We start from the raw sequence: 19,366 nt of genomic DNA, 5'->3' as shown, positions 1-19,366 counted from the left end.
ACGTGGAATATACAGATCTCCCAGATAAACTGATAGAAATTCTCAGGGCTGAGTCTAAAAAAATAGGCGAATCTGCATTGATGCTTTCAGGTGGTGTGGATAGTTCATTGATACTTGCCATATTTGGTGAAAAGGTTCATCCCTATACCATTTCATATAACGAATCTATTGATCTCAAGGAGTCAAGATATATTTCTTCATTTTTCAACATAGAATTAAGGGAACTGAACGTATCCAAGGAGGATATAATTGATGCTTCAAGAGAGATAGAGAAATTAGATCCAACGGTTTCAACAATGGAACTTTCCTTTGAAATTCCATTTTATATTGGGTGCAAGAACATTGAAGAAAGTAACATAGTCACAGGTCAGGGAGCAGATGAAATTTTTTATGGTTATTCAAAATTTCGTGACGGAAGGGAGCAAACCAACAAACTTAGTATGGAAACCCTGAAAAAAAGAACAATCCCAAGAGAAAACAAAATTTCAGATAAGTTTGGAAAGATACCCATAATGCCATACATGAACGTGGAAATAGAGTCATTTTTCGCTAATTTGCCACCGGAAATGCACATGAACAAGGAGAGGAACAAATTAATAATAAGGAAAGCATGCGAAAAGGTAGGAATTCCTGAAAGAATTTACAATAGACCAAAAAAGGCTGCTCAATATGGGTCAGGCATCATGAAGGTGGTGCGTGAGATGAGAGGTGTCACTAAAATTTGAAGAAACTGGGCATGGGTGGAAGTTTAGTACTGATGCTTATACTTCGTGCTCTCTACTCAATGAACTGGTATAACGTTTCACCACTTCTATTCAGAATTACGGATTTCTATGGAGTATCCGGTTCATTGACCGGTCTCATACTTTCCTCATTTCTAATAGGAACCGCGATATTTCAGGTCCCTTCAGGAATTGTTGCGGCAAGAATTGGTTCCAGGAATACAGCTCTTACTGGCATGGTTATAATGTCAGTTTCTGTCATTTTGTCCATATTTTCCCCCGATTTTCTTGTGTTCCTGATTTCAAGATTTTTCGTGGGTTTAGGTTCTGCGTTTTTCTTCTCGTCAGGAATCGGTGTATTAAATGATCTTGATAGGACGAATTATTCCAGAAATATAGCCGCTTTCAATACGGCTTTTTCAGTGGGTGGAGGTGTAGGTGTAATCTCATATTCTGTTGGAGTCATATATGTAAATTGGCAGCTACTCCTATTATGGGGAGGAATAGTGACACTAGTATTCACAATACTCGCCTTTATTTTTATACCCTCATCACCATTGGCAGATTACAGGTCCGATCTAATAAAAAATGTAAAGGGAAGGCTTACTTCAAAGCCACTTATATTCCTTTCTCTGTCACTGGCAGGTTACTGGGGCCTTAATTTTACCTTTGAAGAATATGAGAAGCCATTCGCAGGGATTCTGAATTTTTCATCATCCACTGCAGGTCTAATCGGAAGTTTAACACTCTTTGCAGGCATACTAGGATTAATAATCTTCAAAAAAATTTCATTGAGAAAGCCATCTCTGATTTTGCCAGTATTGCTTTTGGTGGTATCAATGTCAATTGCCTTTCAGGCCTCAGGAATTGCTCTCTATCTGTTTTATACGTCTATTATGGGAGGAACATTGAGTGTTATCCTCTTCTCACTGGAATATTCCTATGTGGTCAAATTGGAAATGGAACAAAGATTTGTGCCACTTGGAATATCAATAATGAATGCAATACAGATAGCGGTTGGATCAGTTATAACTTTTATTTTCGGCTATATTTTCGCTTCCAATCATTATATTTCCTGGATAATTCTGGGAGGAATCAGTCTTATTTTTTATGTCTTTGGAATTAAGACAATACGGAATTTATCCTAATTTGTGTGTTCTGCAAGCCTTATCTTGTTCCAGAGGGGTACAAAAATAATGAAGAATAGAGAACCTATAACCATGAAGGGAATCCACATCATTCTTAAGTCTTTGGAGTAAATAGTTAGAAATATTGTCCCTATAACAGGCGCAATTGGATAAATCAGACCAGTGAGAACCTGAAATGATGTGAAATACTGTCCTCTTTTTCCCGGAGGCGAAATTCTGCTGATAATTGTATTTATGGACGGGGACATCAGATTCTCTCCCAGAGTAATTATTATGGTGTCAAGGATCAGAAAAGAGAACCCGTTAAAGAAGGAGAGAAGGGAAAAAGCACCCAAGTATAATAGATACCCAAGATTCAATTTCACTATTTCACTCCTGGATTTTACCAGTCTGTTCATTGGAATCTGTCCTAAGGTCACAACTATACCATTTACTGAATAGAGTAAACCGATCTGAAAATTTGTCATTCCATCAGCCATCTTCCAGAAAAGACTCAGGGTGGTACCCCACTGTCCCAAAATCAGGTAGAACAGCGAAATAAGAATAGACGCTATGAAGAATGGCCTGTATCTGAATGCATTAAATAGATCACTACTTGTTGCATTTTCATTAGAGATGTATTTATTGCTATCTCTGGGAAGATACCTAACATATATTGATAGTTCAAAAATAGATGAGATTGCCGTAATGAGAAATATGTATCCGAAGCCCACTCCAGCTATGAATCCTCCTATGGATGGACCTATGGAGAATCCTAAGTTTTGAAAAATTCTCACAATGCTGAATGCAGAGTCCCTCTCTCTGAATGACGTTGAATTTGAAATGAGGACATTATCCGATGCACCAATAATGTTCATAAGTGGTTCACTGGCTATTAGAAGTAAATATATGATATACACCGAAAATGATAAAAAGACGCTTATGGTCAACAGGAACAGTAATATGGTCAAGAAAAAATTGCTGTAGGATATTACCTTTCTGGCACCTTTCTTATCTATTAAAACGCCAGATACAAGAGTTAGCGGCAATGATATAATAGCCATTAAGAAAATAACTATACCAATTGTAATGTAGGGTATGCCTCTCTTTTCAAGCAGGTAGAGTGGCAAAAAAATCCACATTTGGGACCTAGCCAAAACCCTGATGAACTGATTGAGGGAAACAACAATTATTCCCTTTCTCTTCATAAGACCAAGTGTGGAACTGCCTTCCAATATTCACCCGAATCAGCATATCAACCGAGGATATAATGGAAACCAAAGGTTCATTCATTTTAATATACTCAATCTTAAAGTAAGGTATCTTTATTTAAAGAATTTTGATGGGATTATACAGGCAAATTGGGTCACTTTCCAAAGGATCACTAGTATTTAAATAGGCCCTTGCTCTGGATCCTCCACAAATTTCAAAATATTCGCAATCTCTGCACTTGCCAATATAATTTTTTTGTTCTGAAAGTTTAGTGAGGATTGGATTTTCAATTATTTCCTTTAATTTATCATTTCTGACGTTTCCAAGAATGTAGGGAAATAATCCGGAGATCATGACATTTCCATCAGAAGATACAAACATTGTCCTTATCCTTTTACCATTTTCCGGTGTTTTATTTTTTCCTCTAATTTCAATTCCTGTAAGTTTCTGAGTAATTGATGACATTTGATCGAAGTATTTTCCCCCTGTAATGACGTCTTTATCATATAACTGTGCCCTTACTCTTCTGTACTCAGGGCCTTCAACAGTTCTAATATTAATGTTTGTATTTGATTCCACACCGTACAAAAACCTCAGAAAATCTTCAAATTGCTCTCCATTAATGGGTTTTTCAGAGATACCTCTACCAACATTTATAAGAAAGAATATTTCCCACACGTTCACATTAAGATCAAGAAGGGTCTTTAAGATAGATGGAAAATCAAGAAAGTTACGCAACATAACTGTTGAATTTACCTGAACATTTATACCAAGATCTTTTGCCATTCGAATTATTGTAGTTGTATCTTGAAAAGACCCCTTTTTTCTTCTAATGGAATCATGGACAGCAGGGGTACCATCTATGGACATGGATAATGAACCCATTCCATTTTCATTAAGGAAATCAAGAAGTTCAAAATTTAGCAATGGACTGGCAGGGGGACTTACTGAGTACCTGATTCTCTTCATGTTCAGGTATTTTATAACGGAAATGAAGTGGGGACTCAAAATGGGGTCCCCACCTGTCAATATAATGACACATTTATTATTAATTTCTTGAATCTGTTCGATGATATTCTTTATCTCCTCAAATTTGAGGTCATTGGAATCTGGGATATCAATTGAGCTGGCTCTGCAATGTGTACAGGAATATTCACATGCTCTTGTCATCTCAATGAAGAAGAGCTGAGGTATATATGCCATGGTTTTCCGATCCACAGTAATAAGATAATCATACAAGCTTACATGTCAGGAAATCAGAGTTAATATGGGAAAAATCTTTATTGGTCAGACACATGGCATACCAATGGTGCTGAGCAGTTTCACTTATGGCTTCATACTTGGTGCTGTCATATTTATACCGTTGGTTTATATTGCGTCACACAAGATCTTTGAGATATCAAACAGAAGAAATGTGAAATCTATAAAAAGCATTGCACTGGAAATCATCAAAGAGACTGGAATGGAAAACGAGAATATATCCAAACTGCTGGCTCAAAATGTGTCTTCTTCTACTGAAACCATTCTGGAGAAAAAACAGGCGGAAATTAATTCCGTCATAAAACCCCTAACGGAATCTATTTCACAATTTCAGAAAAAGGTTGAGGAGATTGAAAAATTAAGGATAGAAGATGCTACAAGCATAAGGGATATTCTAAAGGAAATGGCCGCAACAAATCAAAAGGTCTCAGATGAAACACAGCATTTAAACAATATTCTAAGAAATTCTGTGAACAGAGGTAGGTGGGGGGAATTAACTTTAAGGCGCATAGTTGAACTGACCGGATTAAGGTCAAGGATCGATTTCGAGGAACAGGTAATCATTTCAAACGATGCGCGACCAGATATGGTTGTTCATTTACCCGGGAATAGGGAAATTATAATTGATTCAAAGGCACCCTATAAGAAATACCTTGAATATATGGAAACCGATAATGATGAAGCATCTAAAAAATTGATCAAGGAATATGCAGATGATATAAGGGATCATATAAGGAATCTCGGAAGCAAGAAATACATGAATAAACTATCAGGTTCCGCTGATTTTGTTGTATTATTTCTACCTGAAGAATCTATGATATCAGCCGCTCTTGCGGGCGACCCAAATCTTTTTGAATATGGGGTATCTCAGAATGTAATAATTTCAACTCCAATGACTCTTATAGGTCTTCTCAGAATTGTGAGTTTAGGATGGCAGGAGAGGACTATCATGGAAAACAGTGAGAACATTTTGACACTGGCTAAAGAATTACATGAAAGATTGAAAATACTGACAGATAAAATCGGAAATCTGGGAAAGAGTATTGATAATGTTATGAAAAGTTATAACGGGATGATATCTACATTTGATTCCAGGGTTATACCTTCCATAAGAAAGCTGGAGTATCTTGGAGGAATGAAACAGATTAACGCCGATATGAAGACGCTTGATGAGGTCGAAACATTGAGGGAGAATTCCTAATCTAAGGGATAAATTGCCTTATTACAGTTAATTATTGATAAATTCAGTAGTATCTCCTCTTTTCTTCTAAAGGAGTTCAGGGAAAAAACCTATTTTTGTCCTTTCATGCACGTGACAGATAGTTTAAAATCAGGATATTGTAATATTCTTCTACATATTTGATCATACCATATTTTGACGGAGTATCATCTGATTTTTGAAATCAAATAGAAAACAATTTTAAACATTAATTCTATATCACATAGATGACAGGAGAACAAGATCCATCAAGAAGAGGTTTTCTCAAGGTTCTCGTCGGTCTTTCTGCAGTGGTTGCAGCAGGTGGTCTTGGAAAAGGCGTAGTGCAAAATCTTGTGACTCCATCTGTAGGTTTGACGAGCTTTCCTGAAACTCAACTTTACTGGGTAAACCCTAATTCAGGTAACACAGCACCGGTTCCTTTAAAATCAGAAGATTTTCCAGTGGAAAGTCCCCTTATTTGGATATATTACTACCCGTTGTCTGATGAGCCGAATTTCATTATAAAGTTCAGTACAAAGGTAGAACCGGTAACAGTAACAATTGATGCTACCGGTACAACTTTTCCCTCACCGGGCGGTGTGGGTAAGGATTCAAATATAGTATCATTCAGTGCAATATGCCAGCATTTGGGCTGTATCCCACCGGTAATTCATTACTATCCAAAATCAGAGTACAGCGCTTTACCAGCAAATGTGCAGGCGGCCATAACGGCCCAGAATACTAATGGAGACCTGGATCATGGAGTGATCCACTGCAACTGTCACGGTAGCACATATAATCCATTCATGGGCGCTGGTATAGTTACACACCCAACTTATAGACCATTGCCAAATGTTATACTGAAGTGGGATCCAGTCACTGATTATCTTTATGCCAAAAAATTGATTGGGCCAGTAGTTTTTGGGCATCCATCGGATCTAACGGGTGGTAATGCAATTTCTAATCTGAAGAAAGCAACAGTGTTTAAAATGAGTTCCAGCTGAGGTGAAAAGTTGAGCTTAAAAGAGACCATTGATAACGTTAAGAAGACAATTAGTATAAAAAATATACTTGGTGAGGACCCTCTAAAAATAGGTGAACTACCCCTAACGACAGTTCCAGACTATATGCGAAAGAAGGGAGGTTTCTGGTACTGGACAGGGGCTTTAATATCTATGGCGTTTGTTTATCAGGTAGTAACGGGGCTAATTCTTTTACTCTATTACGATCCTGCAAGTGCTTATAGCTCCACTGAGTATATTCTCCGGGATGTTCCATATGGTGAATTGATACTGACAACTCATCTTTATGGAGCTTATGCAATGATAGTCCTGATATATCTTCATATGTTCAGGAACTATTTCAATGGGGCATATAAGAGGCCAAGAGAATTACAGTGGGTTACTGGAGTTATTTTGCTTGCTCTCACTATTGGTGTAGGGTATTTTGGATATTCAATGACTGGAGATGTACTTTCTGCAGATGCCACAGATGTTGGGCGAGGTATAGCTCTATCAGTACCAATACTTGGAAAGATGTCCGAGGCGATCGTTTTCGGTAATGGAACCGACACTTCCTTATTTATAAGAATGCTGGGTTTCCATATAATACTGGCTGCTCTCGTCGGAGCACTCTTTGGTTTCCATTTCTACTTAGCAGAAGCCAACGGTATGATGCCAAGCCAGAGGAAGGTAAACTATACTGCCCCCGCAGTTGAAAAATCAAAACCAGAACACAAACCATGGTACCCATACAACATGCTTTTTATGATTCAACTGGCGGCATTTACTTTCGGTATACTCGTCCTGCTCCCAAGTATGATAGACGCAATGAGGGTAATCCACATGGCAATACCTCCAATATTTGATCCATTCCCGCAGGTATCTCCATCATCACCAGAGGCAGCATTTGTACCACCTTATCCACCGTGGTTTTTGCTATTTGTCTATAAGGCAGTTGACTTTAAAATGTTCAATGCTTTTGGTGCCTATTCGGCCCTAATGGCTTCAGTTGTATTCGGTGGAATACCATTGATATATTTCCTGTTGGTTCCATTTATTGACAGATCTAACAATCTACACCCACTATCAAGGCCCTTTTTCACTGCCTTTGGAGTTCTGGCCATAATATATCTGGTCCTGCTCTCAACATGGGGAATTTTAGCACCAGGTATCCCAATAGGAACAACTGACGTAATGATCGTTCTCGTGCCTCCGTTTATTCTTGTTATGGGTTTCTTCTATATGCTCAACAGGCTCTACAAAAGAGGTGCTTTCAAACCATCCTTAAACAAGTTAACTGCGTCCTTTATAATATTTCTGATACTGCTATCTCTTGCTGTGTTTGAATTTGCCATGCAGATCGGTAGTGTAATTCAAGGGGTTAACTCCACCAATGCCTTAAATCTAGGCGCATATGGTGTAGCAACTGCCTTTGCAGCCTTTGGAACTGTTAAATCTTCGGAGTACACTCATCTAGCAATGATGCAGCCTAAAGAGGTTAAGGGTCTGAGTATAAGTATAAGGGCAGCCCAGGCAATTATATCTGTTCTCTTTATCATTTCTGCCGAAATCCTATGGCTCATGATACAAGTGAATCCATTGAATATGGAACAGGAAGCAGCATTCGGTATTGGGTTAGGAGCGTTACTTATAATATTTGGTATAGGATTACGTGTCTATAGGTTGGTATATTACAATGAGTAAAGCTCCAAAAGTGGTTGGATATAAGGAGATAAGCTTCTGGCAAGAGGACGGGATTGGAGTCGTTGTCATACTCTCCAATGAGGAGGGTATGGTCACCCTTAACTTTTTTAACGAATTTCTTAAGGTTATGACGCTGGCAATTACTGACGACAAAGTAAACGCACTTGCAATAACGGGAACGGATAAGAACTTTCTAAATGGGATTAGAGATATTGAACTTGAAAATACAAGGGACTATCTGGACCTGACATCTGCTACAGTATCTTTCCTGACATCCATAGAAAAGCCAATATTTGCTCTTGTAAACGGTAAGGCCACAAATGTGGGAGTTGAATTCGCACTCCTATCAGATGTTATATTAGCCAGACCGGACGCAGAGTTCATAATAAATGAATCTTTTGAACCTGTGATGGGTTTTTCCCTTAGTGCAACGAAATATCCATTTTTTAAGCCAGGAGGTCCAAAGGAAGGTTTTAACTGCGACGAAATTCTTAATTCCGAGAATTTTCTTGAAGAATCCTCAAGTTTTATAATTAGTCATACAAATTCATCCCTGCCTTTGATCCGTAAAAACCGTTTTAAAAATATGCGAAATGCCATATCTCTTGAAAGAGAGTATTTCCTGATGAAATCTATGTCAAAGCGTTGAATTTTTTAACATCATTTTTCTCCATTTAATTACAATTTTAGAAATGAATCCATTTTGCCCTTTCTTTTATTAAATGACCAAAAAGAATGGCAGTGCAATAAGCACAGAAGAAAGGGAAGCAATAAAATTTACCTGGCCTTTGCTCAGCTTTCCTTTGTTTTCAAAAACAGCTCCAAGAATAGAGTCTATCTGGCAGCTCAGAAATCCGGCAATCGTTATAGAGATCAAATCATAAACTATTATTCTATTTACAGACATAAGTGAGTAACATATTGCTATTATAAGAGATCCAGTTAGGGCCGCAAGTTCTCCAAGTAGTGAGATTCCACCATTAATTCCAGTGGTTGTTCTTTTCAGGGTTGTAATCATGTATGTCTTTGAGTCTAAAGTCCCAATCTCAGAGCCAAAGGTATCTGCGGTTATGGCAGCGAACGCAGCAGCAAAAAGTAAAAAGTAAGGAAATTTGAATGGGGAAACAAAATTGGCTATGGCTATTACAATGCCTATAGATCCTGCATAAATTACATTGCTTATCTTTCTCTCTCCTCTTTCACCTTCCTGATATTTATGGCTCTTCTTATAATCGAATCTGTATTTCGTCACAAGGTGGGAGGAAATGGCAAAAACAATCAACAAAAGTAACCATGTTATATAGCCAAGAAAGGAAACTATGGCCCCCATTCCTATTGCGGCCAACGCTCCCTTAAAATCAAACATGTGTAATAACTGAGAAAGAATAAAAAGTAAAAGAAGAACTATAGCAACTGTAAAAATGTAGGTATATGAAAAAACATAAAGCATTTAAGATCTAGTCTATATTCCTCTTTCAGCAAGTCTCTGTTCCTTCGGAATATCCTCTATGTTTTTGCCATCCATGGACGGAAGGCCAATTGAGACATTTCCTATAAGTCTGTAATCCTCATAGTTCTCCACGGCATCTACAATTGCCTTTGCCATTCTTATTGGATCTGGTGATTTAAATATTCCACTACCTACGAAGACTCCATCCATTCCCATCTTCATCATGAGTGCCGCATCTGCCGGTGTCGCAACACCACCTGCTGCAAAGTTTACAACAGGCAGTCTTCCCATCCTCTTCACATCTTTGAGTATTGACAATATTTCATCATTTATCTTTGACAGGTCTGTTCCAAAGAACACATCAGTTGTCTCCGGAGATGTTTCCTTCTGTGTTAGTCCGACTATGGTTTCTCTCTTAAGTGTCATATAGGAATCGGAAATAGCATTTGCCACCTTTGACAGATCGCTGTTGCTCATAGTTTTAATCATTTTAATTCCCTCTGATACAGTTCTTATGTGCTTCACGGCCTCTATTATATTCCCAGTTCCAGCCTCTCCCTTTGTTCTTATCATCGCAGCTCCTTCAAATATTCTTCTTATGGCCTCAGGAAGATTTCTGGCCCCGCATACCGTCGGTATTTTTAGCTGTTTTTTATTTATGTGAAAATAGGGGTCAGCGGGCGTCAGGACTTCACTTTCATCAAGCATATCTACACCTACTGCCTCAAGGGTGAGTGCCTCTGTTATATGACCTATTCTTACCTTTGCCATTACCGGGATTGTAACAGAATCTATTATTTCTCTAATTTTGGCGGGATCAGCCATCCGGGCCACGCCACCCTGAGCTCGTATATCGGCCGGAACCTTTTCTAAGGCCATTACAGCAACGGCTCCTGAGGTCTCGGCAATTCTTGCCTGCTCTCCATTCGTGACGTCCATTATCACGCCACCTTTCGTCATCTTAGCAAATCCTGTCTTAAGTAATTCGTCCCCAAACCTTAAATCTGAAATATTAAGAGCCATATATAGTCATTATGCTATTGGAACAATATATTAAAGCTTTATTGCATAGAAACTAACATTGGAAATGTAATATATATATAAAAATTATAATTATCCAGTGATTATAGCAAATTGAAATATAAAGTAAATTCCAAAACCTAAAAGGATTATTGTACTCATGGTGTCAATCACAAGGGAAAATTTTTGTCCAAATTTAAGAAATGATCTGTTGATTATATAACATATGGAGTATGTGTAAATAACTATACCTGCGTAGAAAAAATAGAAGGGAGAGACACCGAATCCTTCCATTACACTGAGTCCAGCAGTTAACCACCAGCTGATCTGCATGGGATTAACCAATCCTGTCGAAAGCCCTTTATAATAATTTCCCTTAACTTCAACTGATGAATCTTCCATTAGACTCCCTCCTTTATTAAGGACTCTCAACATTTTGAAACCTAAATAGACAAAATATAGCCCCCCTAAAAGGAAAATTGGTGATTCAAATTTTTTAAGATCAATTACGGACCTAAAAAACAGGACAATTAGCATCAGGGTTATATCAGCTGTCATCGCTCCCATAGCCACTAGAAATCCAGATTTTACACTCACTTTTGATCGGGCAAACATCATGGCCATTACTGGACCGGGTGGTGCAGCCATGGAAATTCCAAGAAAAGCTCCGAATAGGATATCAAAGGCAGTTAACAATGACCCTCACATATAAAAGTAATAATTAAAATGTTACAAACTTTTAGTACTATTGTTAATTATTCCATTATGGTAAAAAATGTCGAGATGATATGGCAAGGACACGCCTGCTTTGAAATTAAAAAGGGTAAAAATGTAGTAATAGACCCATTTATTGAGGGAAATACTTCTGCAAAAATTAAGAAGGAGGATATTAAGGCTGATGTAGTGGTTGTCACACACGGGCACTCAGATCACGTTGGTGATGCGCTTTTCATTGCCAAGAACAGCAAAGCTCCAATAGTTACAATGGTTGAACTGGCATGGTTGCTTTCTGAAAAGGACAACAGTCTAACAGTTCACGATATCAATTTCAGTGGAAGTGTTCAAATAGACGGGATAAAGATATCCGCCGTTCCAGCTCTTCACTCATCGAGCTATGAAGGTAAGTATGCAGGCAATCCAGGGGGTATGGTAATTAATTTTGGTGATCTTACAGTTTACCACGCTGGTGATACTGGTCTTTTCAAGGATATGGAATTAATAGGAAGCTATTATAAACCGGATGTGGCTCTTTTACCAATTGGCGGGCATTACACGATGTCAGCTTATGAGGCAGCGGAGGCAGTTAAAATGATCAAACCGAAAGTGGCAATTCCTATGCATTATAACACTTTCCCTCTTATATCCCAGGATCCAAACATTTTCAAGAACCTCGTAGAAAAGGAAACAAAAACTAGGGTCATTGTACCAAAAATTTCTGAAAAATTCCAATTAGATATTAATTAATCTTAATCTTTTCATCTAACTTTGATTGCCTTATCTGGGTAATATTACCCAAAATTTTTAAATCACTATCTTCCAGGGCATACCTTTTCATGTCATTTTCTCTACCAGTTATCCTTATGAGCCTTGTCCTACCGTACCTGCCCAAACTCTTAAGAGTTGTAGAAATTAACCCAAAATCCTCCAGATCGCTAAGATAATCACTGATTCTCCTTTGTGTAAGGGGAGTTATTCCAACTTCCTTGCAGAGTCTGTTATAAATTGTTGAAACTTCACCGGTGGTGGCAGAGTTTGGATGAACTTCACTACAAAGAATTACAGAAAGGAGAACAATTTTGGAGTGGGTTGGCAGAGTCTTTATTGTCTCTCTCAAAATGTCTATCTCAAGGTTATCCCTAGCCTTGTATACATAATCATTGGTAACCTTCTTTGCTGAATCCTTTATGGCCAGTTCAATTGCTACACGCATCAAATCAATCGCCTTCCTGGCGTCTCCATGTTCCTGTGCGCCAATGGCTGCACACAGATTAACAGCTGATTCATCGTAATATTCATCGGGAAGCACTTCTTTTACTCTTGGAAGTAATATGTCCCTTAACTGTTCAGAATTGTATGGGGGAAACACAATAGACTCCTTATTTAACCTGCTTCTTACTCTTGGGTCCAGTTTTTCATAGAAAGATGTGTCGTTTGTTATCCCGATTATACTCCCTGAAATTCCGAGGCTTTCGTCTGTGATTTTTAATAATAGATAAAGAGAGTCCCCTCCGTTTTTCATAACTAGTTTATCAACTTCATCCAGTATTATTATGAGTTCCCTTTTGCATTCCTTGAGACCTTGGATCAAATCCTCGTAGATCCGGTCTAAAGTCCAGCCCATCTGTGGTATCCTTTCTGGCCCCAGCACAGATCGGGCTATATTTACCATTATGGAGTATGGCGAATCATAATTCTGGCAGTTTATATAGCAAATATTTACCTTGTTTGGTATTTTCTCCGCCAATTTGGTTGTTACATATCTTGTTACAGAAGTCTTACCTGTACCCGTTTTACCGTACAATATCATATGAGTCGATTTTAAACCCATTAGGAGAGAGCTCAAAGAATCCGCCATTTTTGAAATTTGCTCTTCCCTGTGAGGGAATTCATTTGGTTCATGAGTTGAGCTGAGTATGGAAATATCACCCTTCAGGGTAAATGTTTCAAACTGATATTTGTCAAATGGATTCACCTTTTTCACCGTTAAGTCTGTGTAATCTGTAAAGGGTAAAAAGCATTTTTAATAATAAATTGATCAAACATAGTGATCAAAATAGATTCAGTCCCAAAAAGGTTTCATACCTATTCCAAGTCTTGAAGAAATTTCACCTATAAGATACATGGATCCGGTTATGAGGATGAAATCATTTTTTTGAATCGCATATTCGTAAGCTTCCATGGGATCGGGAATGACTTTAACCTCTTTGAAAATGCCGTCTGCAATGGGTTTTAGATCATAAGGGTTTACGCTTCTCTTAGGCTCCACGGGAGTTGTAAGAACAATTGAATCTGCACATTTTGAAATATTATGAAGATAGGAATAATGATCCTTATCGGAAAGCATTCCAACAACCAAAAGTGGTTTCTTTTTGTATATTTCGTTTATTGAGTTCGCGAGAGTAAGGGCAGCCGAAGGATTGTGGCTCGAATCAATCATGACCTTTGGTGATTCTCCAATTATTTCCATCCGTCCAGGCCATCTGGCATTTTCAAGGCCTTTTTCAATTGTACTCCTGTCTGGCGGGTCGGGGAGATTTTCGATTGCACTTATGGCAGTTCTCACATTTTCCGCCTGAAATGAACCTGCAAGTCTCAAATTAATATGATAGAGATCTTTTTCAGTTTTTATTTCAATTTCAGAGCCAATTTCCGTAGGATGAAATGATTTTATGGATGCATACTTACTTGCCTCTACGAATTTGGCATTTTTCAGTTTAGCAATTTTTTTCATCTCTCTGAGAGGTTCTTCCTTTGTCTCACCAGTAATTATGGGGACATTTTCTTTTATGATACCACCCTTTTCCCTTGCAATTTCCATTAGTGTTGTCCCAAGTTTATCAGTATGCTCATAACTAATTCTGGTAATGACGGAAACTTTTGGTGTTATAATATTTGTCGCATCTAATCTACCTCCAAGACCCACTTCAATGGAGGCCCAATCCATTTTTCTGTCCTTGAAATATTGAAATGCCATTTCTGTAGTTACCTCAAAAAAGGTCGGATTTCTATTGAGTTTCATATTTCCGGTTATAAATTTTTTATATATTTCCAGGTATTGTTCTATTTCGCTATCACTTATTTCCCTGTCCTGTGCGAATATTCTTTCATTGAATCTAACTAGATGGGGTGAAGTGTAAAGACCGCAGGAACTTGTCTTTCTTAATACGTTAAATATCATATTGGCTACTGAGCCCTTGCCATTGGACCCTGTAATATGAACAGACTTAAAGTCCATGTGAGGAAATCCGAAAAATTGATCAAAGTCCTTCATAACGTTGAGGTCATATTTGATTCCTTCTCTCTTCAGATTATATATAAAGTTTAAAATATCTGTATTCAAGCAAGAAGGGAAGTTTAATCGAATATTTATTTTTTAAACTCCACTAAAATAGTTATTATGCATAAACTATAAGCAGGCGATGTTCCCAAGGTGTTACAGTAAAAGATAAATCTCATTTCCAATTATCCCCTAAATGGCAACAAAACATAGCTATCTGGACGATCACTATAAAAAAGAGGGGAAGGGAAAAGTTACTTTTGTGGAATTTACGGATATAATTGTTGACGATAGTATCCTGTTCCCAACATCTTACGGTCAGCCAAATGATAAAGGGAAGATTACCATAGAGGGAAAGGATTTCGAGATAGTAGACGTCTGGGATGATGGGGATGGTATCCATCTGATTTCCCATGACACTTATCCTCAGGATTGCAAAGGTAAAGAGATCTTAGAATTTGTTGATTGGGACATAAGGTACAATCATATGAAATTCAGAACTGCAATGAGGGTAATGGCAGGTTTGGCATTTCAAAAGTTTGGTGCAACACACAGGATAAACCAGACATATGAGGATTATGCGTGGATTGACCTTGAATTCAGTGATATAACCGAGGAAAAAATAAGGGAATTAGAAGAAGAAACAAATAAATATCTGGCTGAAGGAAAAAGGCCTGAATACTATTATATTTCGAAGCAAGACTTTATGAAAAGAGATGATCTCATGAAGATATCCAAGGCAAAGGTCCCTGATCTTCCACAATTGAGGATAGTTAAATTGGAAGGACTTCCGGAGCAGTTAGAAATGGGAACACTTGTGAAAGATACAAAGGAAGTTGGGAAGGTACGCCTCAAGACAAACCTGGTAAAAGGGAAGGTCGGAAGCAGAGTAAACGTCTATTTGGAATAAATTGCATTGGATTTTCTGGTAATTTCGATTGCCAGTCCAATGATCCCAAAAATCACCATTGGGATGCTAATATAGTTAAGAAATCCATATATTTCTATGTCTTTTGGAGACAAAACATTTACTATAACACTTACGTTCTGAGTTTTATTATTGTTGTTGACTACGTTCAGGTAATATGTTGAAAATGGGATTATTTGTAGATTACTGTCATTAAGAAACATTTCATAATTGGTTGAATTAGTATTGCCACTCCTGATGTTTATATTATATTTCACTTCCTGATCATTCAGATTAATGTATGTGCCCCTGGAATATAACGTCCAATGAATTTGGGAATATTTTGATTCAATGATAATTTGAGTAAAATACCCATACAGAAATCCGAATGAGGACGAATTTATATCTTGTCCAGAGGCCAGCGCGGTACTGGGTATATTCACGCTCTGATCCTGAGTTAATTCCAGTCTCTTATAATTATAAGCTATTGTGGACAGTGTGATACCTATTACTAAAATGGCAATGAAAAGAACCACTAACTTTGTAAACTCTTTATTGAATGACTTTTTCAATCTTCTTTTCAGGGTTTTATCCCTATCCACTACCGGGATCTGCCTCATATCAAAGTATCACTAACCCAATAAAATACTTGTTGTTAAATCAAGTTTTCCCTATGTTAGAGATAAAGTAAGGAAAAAATTAACTAATCTATTTATATACATGTTCAGAGTGAATAATGAATCCCGGGGATTTAATTTTGAGCCATTTAAATCAAGTTATTGATATGAACAGAATATTTTTACGCGGCTTAGGTAGATTTACATTTCAAAGGGGTGCACAAAATTTCCACTAATGTTAGGAATTTGATCAATAGGATAGATATTTTGATGGTAATTTCAGTGATAACTGGAACCATCATAATAGCTCTGCTTTCTCTTATGGATTTCATTATAGAGGGAAAAGGTATTGTAAGGCGCGAAGCATTATACAACTTCCCGCTGGGTATAAATGGTGTTTATGGGAATGTTGTTTTATCCGGCCTTATTTTTACAATTATCCTCATCATGTTTTTGGTTTACTTCATAGGAGAAAATAAAAATAGGGATGCAAATGAAGATAAAGGAAATGTATCAGAACTTTTCTTTTTTATATTTTTGTGGATAAGTGCAATCTCATCAATTACACCACCGGTAAAACACATAACTGATATTTTTGGAATTCTTGGTCTCACAACTTACTACGAGGAGAGTGCTCTATATTTTTCAATAATCATCCTTCTCTCTGCCTTAATTTCATTCATTGCATTAAACCTTCAAATTGGCGTTGAATTAAAGAGCGCCATAATTCGAGGGCATAGGTATAAGACATTATATTATCTATTTTCCATTGTACCTGCACTAATAAGTACAGGTCTATTTCTCATTCAGAATCAGGTAACTCTAATTTATGCTGCCATCTTATTTTTACTATTTTTGTCAGTTATGCTATTCATACAGCGATACGGATTTGTCCGGGGAATGGCTTCTGTCTTCATAATTTTTGGAAGTGAAATAATACCTAATTATTTTAGAATAATAACGGTACCATTATACGACTTATTCATATTTGCTTTCCTAACTCTTGGGTTCATTTCACTTATATACCCATATAAATCTTCAATCAAAAAATCAAAAAGTCAATCTGAAGGAAAAATCGAAAATAATAATTCGAACGAGACAAAAGATGAAGGCTCAGGAAATAGTGTGTTTAATTCAGAAGCCCATAAAAATTCTCTGGAAACACGAAGCAAGGATTCCAGGGAAATGGCCGACGACCTGTTTATCAGAGGAACCTGTCTTTATTGTGATTCTGTAGAATTTTATTACAACTCAGATGGTACGCTGACATGTAAAAAGTGCAAGGCAATTCTCACAGGAAAGGAGACTAATTTCAATTCATTCAACGTTATGAAGGGTGGTCGGAGGCTTTAAATTCCCCCCATTCATTGCAAATATAATCGCATAAGCGAGGGACGGAAAAAATATTAAAAGACTGAGTTTTAATCCGAGATAACTGAGAAGGGCCCCTCCAGCAAGGGATCCGGTAACATATCCTACAGAAAAAAGTGTTTCGTAGTAAAATACTCCTGTCCGGGGACCCTCAGAATCTCCTATGTAGGCAAGTATTTTTGAAAATCCTAAGCTTCCACCAAAACCACCTAGGAATAGACACATGGAAAGTATTACAACATTAAAATCTATAAGCAAAAGTAAGAAAGAAGAGGCCAGAAGAGATGCAGAAACTGAAAATAATTTGTAATTTTGTCTTTTAATCTTTCCAGCAAAGATAGAACCGAAAGCGAAGGAAACCCCAGAAATGGCAAGTAAAATCCCTATTTCAAGATAGGAATAGGATGAATTTTTTAAATATGGAACAAGAACATATGTTGAATAACCAAGAAAAATCCCAACGAAGGTCATGGGAAGCAAAAACACCTTTCTCAATGGATTTCTCTTGTTGCTCCTCCTTTCAATTTTTTCTAAGGGTTGTATAAAAAAACCTATAATGGAAATAATTGCAACAATAGCGTACAGGAATCTATAACCAGTGTATTGAAGAAGAACACCTGAGAATAGGGGAAAAAGTCCAGATGGGATTGACCAGGCTGCTGAGTATTTTTCTGCGTTTCCTTCCTTCCCAATTAGACCCGTTTCTATTTCCACAGAAATCCACCACATGCTCTGGAAAAACCCAGTAACTGCTATAATCAATATGTAAAATGGGAGATCTACATTTAAGATAATTAAAATTAGAGAGGCGGCTGATATTATTAAAAATGGCACTTTAAGGGCTATATTGATAAATCTCTTTCCAAGATACCTGAACGAAAATGAGACTATTATAAAGGGAAAAGAAGTGAGAGTTCCAATCAGGCCGATTTCATTATACGGAAGTCCAAAAATTGCTAGTTTCAATGGGAAGGTAAAGCTTAGCCATAGCCAGCTGATGGAAAAAAACACCGTTGAAATTGAAAGATATCCTATGTTCTCTATGTTCCTACTGGAAAATGCCAAGTGATGCCTGATTATTGCCACGTATTAAAAGTATCACTTCATATATTCAATTGGGATCAATAAGTGTGCTGTTTCTCGGGAACTTTTTTGTTATGTTGTTTTTATCTTCATTTGCCATAGGCGAATCAAGGGCGTGTAGTTGAGTTTTTATATGCCTTAGTATTCACCATGTGATTACGATGGTAACGAAACCAGCGAGAATGTATACAAAAATTACAGGTCCTGCATATACAAGAAGAGAGTTCATGGGAGGAGTCCCATATCCTAAGATTACGACCTTTACACACGGAAATCAAAAGAAGGATTTCCCAATTGAAATGAAAATGATTGCCAGAGAGAGCTGTCAGGTCAGGCATTCTGCTCTCGAAGCTGCAAGAATTTCAATTAACAGAAAGCTTTCAGAATCACTTGGTATAGAGAATTTCTATTTCCAAATCAGACCATACCCGCACCATGTTATAAGGGAACATAAGATGGCCACAGGAGCTGGAGCGGATAGGATTTCCAGTGGAATGAGAGCTGCCTTTGGAAGGCCTGTTGGAACCGCAGCAAGAGTTCACGCTGGGGATATTGTAATACTAGCGAGGGTCACTGTGGAAGGAGCAAAACAAATGAAAGAAGCGCTCCATAAAGCCTCCATAAAACTTCCAACTCCCTGCGATATAGAAATAAGCAAGGGAAAAGAAATCGCCGGTAAAATAGGAATTTAAAC

19 protein-coding genes are annotated in these 19,366 nt (G+C 37.5%); 10 read left to right on the top strand and 9 right to left on the bottom strand.

Annotated elements, in window-relative coordinates; all coding sequences use genetic code 11:
• Positions 1–2: 2 nt before the first annotated feature.
• Positions 3–725, top strand: coding sequence for an asparagine synthase C-terminal domain-containing protein (locus tag ACNF42_RS02360; protein WP_443338534.1), 723 nt, complete (start codon positions 3–5; stop codon positions 723–725).
• Entirely contained in the window at positions 722–1,870 is a 1,149-nt protein-coding gene (locus tag ACNF42_RS02355) for an MFS transporter (RefSeq protein ID WP_443338531.1), read from the top strand. Before ACNF42_RS02360 ends, ACNF42_RS02355 begins: the two co-directional genes overlap by 4 nt.
• Here the strand turns inward: ACNF42_RS02355 and ACNF42_RS02350 are convergent.
• Positions 1,867–3,084 carry an MFS transporter gene (locus ACNF42_RS02350; protein ID WP_443338528.1) on the bottom strand — a complete coding sequence of 406 codons (1,218 nt, stop codon included), beginning with the start codon at positions 3,082–3,084 and terminating at the stop codon, positions 1,867–1,869. The genes ACNF42_RS02355 and ACNF42_RS02350 overlap by 4 nt on opposite strands.
• A 94-nt stretch (positions 3,085–3,178) precedes the next feature.
• Positions 3,179–4,264 (bottom strand): radical SAM protein, encoded by a 1,086-nt coding sequence (locus tag ACNF42_RS02345; RefSeq protein ID WP_443338526.1) that lies wholly within the window; start codon positions 4,262–4,264, stop codon positions 3,179–3,181.
• A gap of 64 nt (positions 4,265–4,328) precedes the next feature.
• Between ACNF42_RS02345 and ACNF42_RS02340 the strand changes: the two genes are divergently transcribed.
• The 4 genes from ACNF42_RS02340 (at position 4,329) to ACNF42_RS02325 (ending at position 8,876) form a co-directional block, all read left to right on the top strand.
• Positions 4,329–5,522, top strand: a complete 1,194-nt coding sequence (locus ACNF42_RS02340; protein ID WP_443338524.1) for a DNA recombination protein RmuC — start codon at positions 4,329–4,331, stop codon at positions 5,520–5,522.
• 245 nt (positions 5,523–5,767) lie between these two features.
• The gene (locus ACNF42_RS02335) at positions 5,768–6,526 is read left to right on the top strand and encodes a Rieske 2Fe-2S domain-containing protein (protein WP_443338522.1); all 759 of its coding nucleotides are present in this window, start codon (positions 5,768–5,770) and stop codon (positions 6,524–6,526) included.
• A gap of 9 nt (positions 6,527–6,535) precedes the next feature.
• Positions 6,536–8,227, top strand: coding sequence for a cytochrome b (locus ACNF42_RS02330; RefSeq protein ID WP_443338519.1), 1,692 nt, complete (start codon positions 6,536–6,538; stop codon positions 8,225–8,227).
• Complete coding sequence (locus tag ACNF42_RS02325) at positions 8,220–8,876, top strand: enoyl-CoA hydratase/isomerase family protein (protein ID WP_443338516.1); 657 nt, start codon at positions 8,220–8,222, stop codon at positions 8,874–8,876. Before ACNF42_RS02330 ends, ACNF42_RS02325 begins: the two co-directional genes overlap by 8 nt.
• A gap of 69 nt (positions 8,877–8,945) precedes the next feature.
• Here ACNF42_RS02325 and ACNF42_RS02320 read toward each other — a convergent pair whose 3' ends face one another.
• From ACNF42_RS02320 to ACNF42_RS02310, 3 genes are all read right to left on the bottom strand, one after another.
• Positions 8,946–9,677 (bottom strand): DUF92 domain-containing protein, encoded by a 732-nt coding sequence (locus ACNF42_RS02320; RefSeq protein ID WP_443338514.1) that lies wholly within the window; start codon positions 9,675–9,677, stop codon positions 8,946–8,948.
• Between the two features lie 12 nt (positions 9,678–9,689).
• A complete protein-coding gene (gene pdxS, locus ACNF42_RS02315; protein WP_443338511.1) occupies positions 9,690–10,700 on the bottom strand; it encodes a pyridoxal 5'-phosphate synthase lyase subunit PdxS in 1,011 nt (336 codons plus the stop codon).
• A 90-nt stretch (positions 10,701–10,790) separates the two neighbouring features.
• Complete coding sequence (locus ACNF42_RS02310) at positions 10,791–11,393, bottom strand: LysE family translocator (protein ID WP_443338508.1); 603 nt, start codon at positions 11,391–11,393, stop codon at positions 10,791–10,793.
• Positions 11,394–11,462: 69 nt separating this feature from the next.
• Here ACNF42_RS02310 and ACNF42_RS02305 point away from each other — a divergent pair, with 69 nt between their 5' ends.
• A complete protein-coding gene (locus ACNF42_RS02305) occupies positions 11,463–12,161 on the top strand; it encodes a metal-dependent hydrolase (protein WP_443338505.1) in 699 nt (232 codons plus the stop codon).
• Here the strand turns inward: ACNF42_RS02305 and ACNF42_RS02300 are convergent.
• Positions 12,154–13,389 carry a Cdc6/Cdc18 family protein gene (locus ACNF42_RS02300; protein WP_443338503.1) on the bottom strand — a complete coding sequence of 412 codons (1,236 nt, stop codon included), beginning with the start codon at positions 13,387–13,389 and terminating at the stop codon, positions 12,154–12,156. The two genes, ACNF42_RS02305 and ACNF42_RS02300, sit on opposite strands and share 8 nt — an antisense overlap.
• An 87-nt stretch (positions 13,390–13,476) precedes the next feature.
• Positions 13,477–14,757 carry a bifunctional folylpolyglutamate synthase/dihydrofolate synthase gene (locus ACNF42_RS02295; protein WP_443338501.1) on the bottom strand — a complete coding sequence of 427 codons (1,281 nt, stop codon included), beginning with the start codon at positions 14,755–14,757 and terminating at the stop codon, positions 13,477–13,479.
• A gap of 133 nt (positions 14,758–14,890) precedes the next feature.
• Between ACNF42_RS02295 and ACNF42_RS02290 the strand changes: the two genes are divergently transcribed.
• Positions 14,891–15,604, top strand: coding sequence for an alanyl-tRNA editing protein (locus ACNF42_RS02290; RefSeq protein WP_443338499.1), 714 nt, complete (start codon positions 14,891–14,893; stop codon positions 15,602–15,604).
• Here ACNF42_RS02290 and ACNF42_RS02285 read toward each other — a convergent pair.
• Positions 15,592–16,221 (bottom strand): hypothetical protein, encoded by a 630-nt coding sequence (locus ACNF42_RS02285; RefSeq protein ID WP_443338495.1) that lies wholly within the window; start codon positions 16,219–16,221, stop codon positions 15,592–15,594. The genes ACNF42_RS02290 and ACNF42_RS02285 overlap by 13 nt on opposite strands.
• A gap of 267 nt (positions 16,222–16,488) precedes the next feature.
• Between ACNF42_RS02285 and ACNF42_RS02280 the strand changes: the two genes are divergently transcribed.
• Entirely contained in the window at positions 16,489–17,571 is a 1,083-nt protein-coding gene (locus ACNF42_RS02280) for a hypothetical protein (RefSeq protein WP_443338492.1), read from the top strand.
• On the opposite strand, the gene ACNF42_RS02275 is transcribed toward ACNF42_RS02280, so the two are convergent.
• Positions 17,536–18,654, bottom strand: coding sequence for an MFS transporter (locus tag ACNF42_RS02275; protein WP_443338489.1), 1,119 nt, complete (start codon positions 18,652–18,654; stop codon positions 17,536–17,538). The two genes, ACNF42_RS02280 and ACNF42_RS02275, sit on opposite strands and share 36 nt — an antisense overlap.
• Before the next feature lie 179 nt (positions 18,655–18,833).
• Here ACNF42_RS02275 and ACNF42_RS02270 point away from each other — a divergent pair, with 179 nt between their 5' ends.
• Entirely contained in the window at positions 18,834–19,364 is a 531-nt protein-coding gene (locus ACNF42_RS02270) for a 50S ribosomal protein L16 (RefSeq protein WP_443338486.1), read from the top strand.
• Positions 19,365–19,366 lie beyond the last annotated feature (2 nt).

Source organism: Cuniculiplasma thermophilum (genome assembly GCF_052315355.1).
In the GTDB taxonomy this organism is placed as follows: domain Archaea; phylum Thermoplasmatota; class Thermoplasmata; order Thermoplasmatales; family Thermoplasmataceae; genus Cuniculiplasma.
This window is presented reverse-complemented; position numbering and strand designations above follow the sequence as displayed.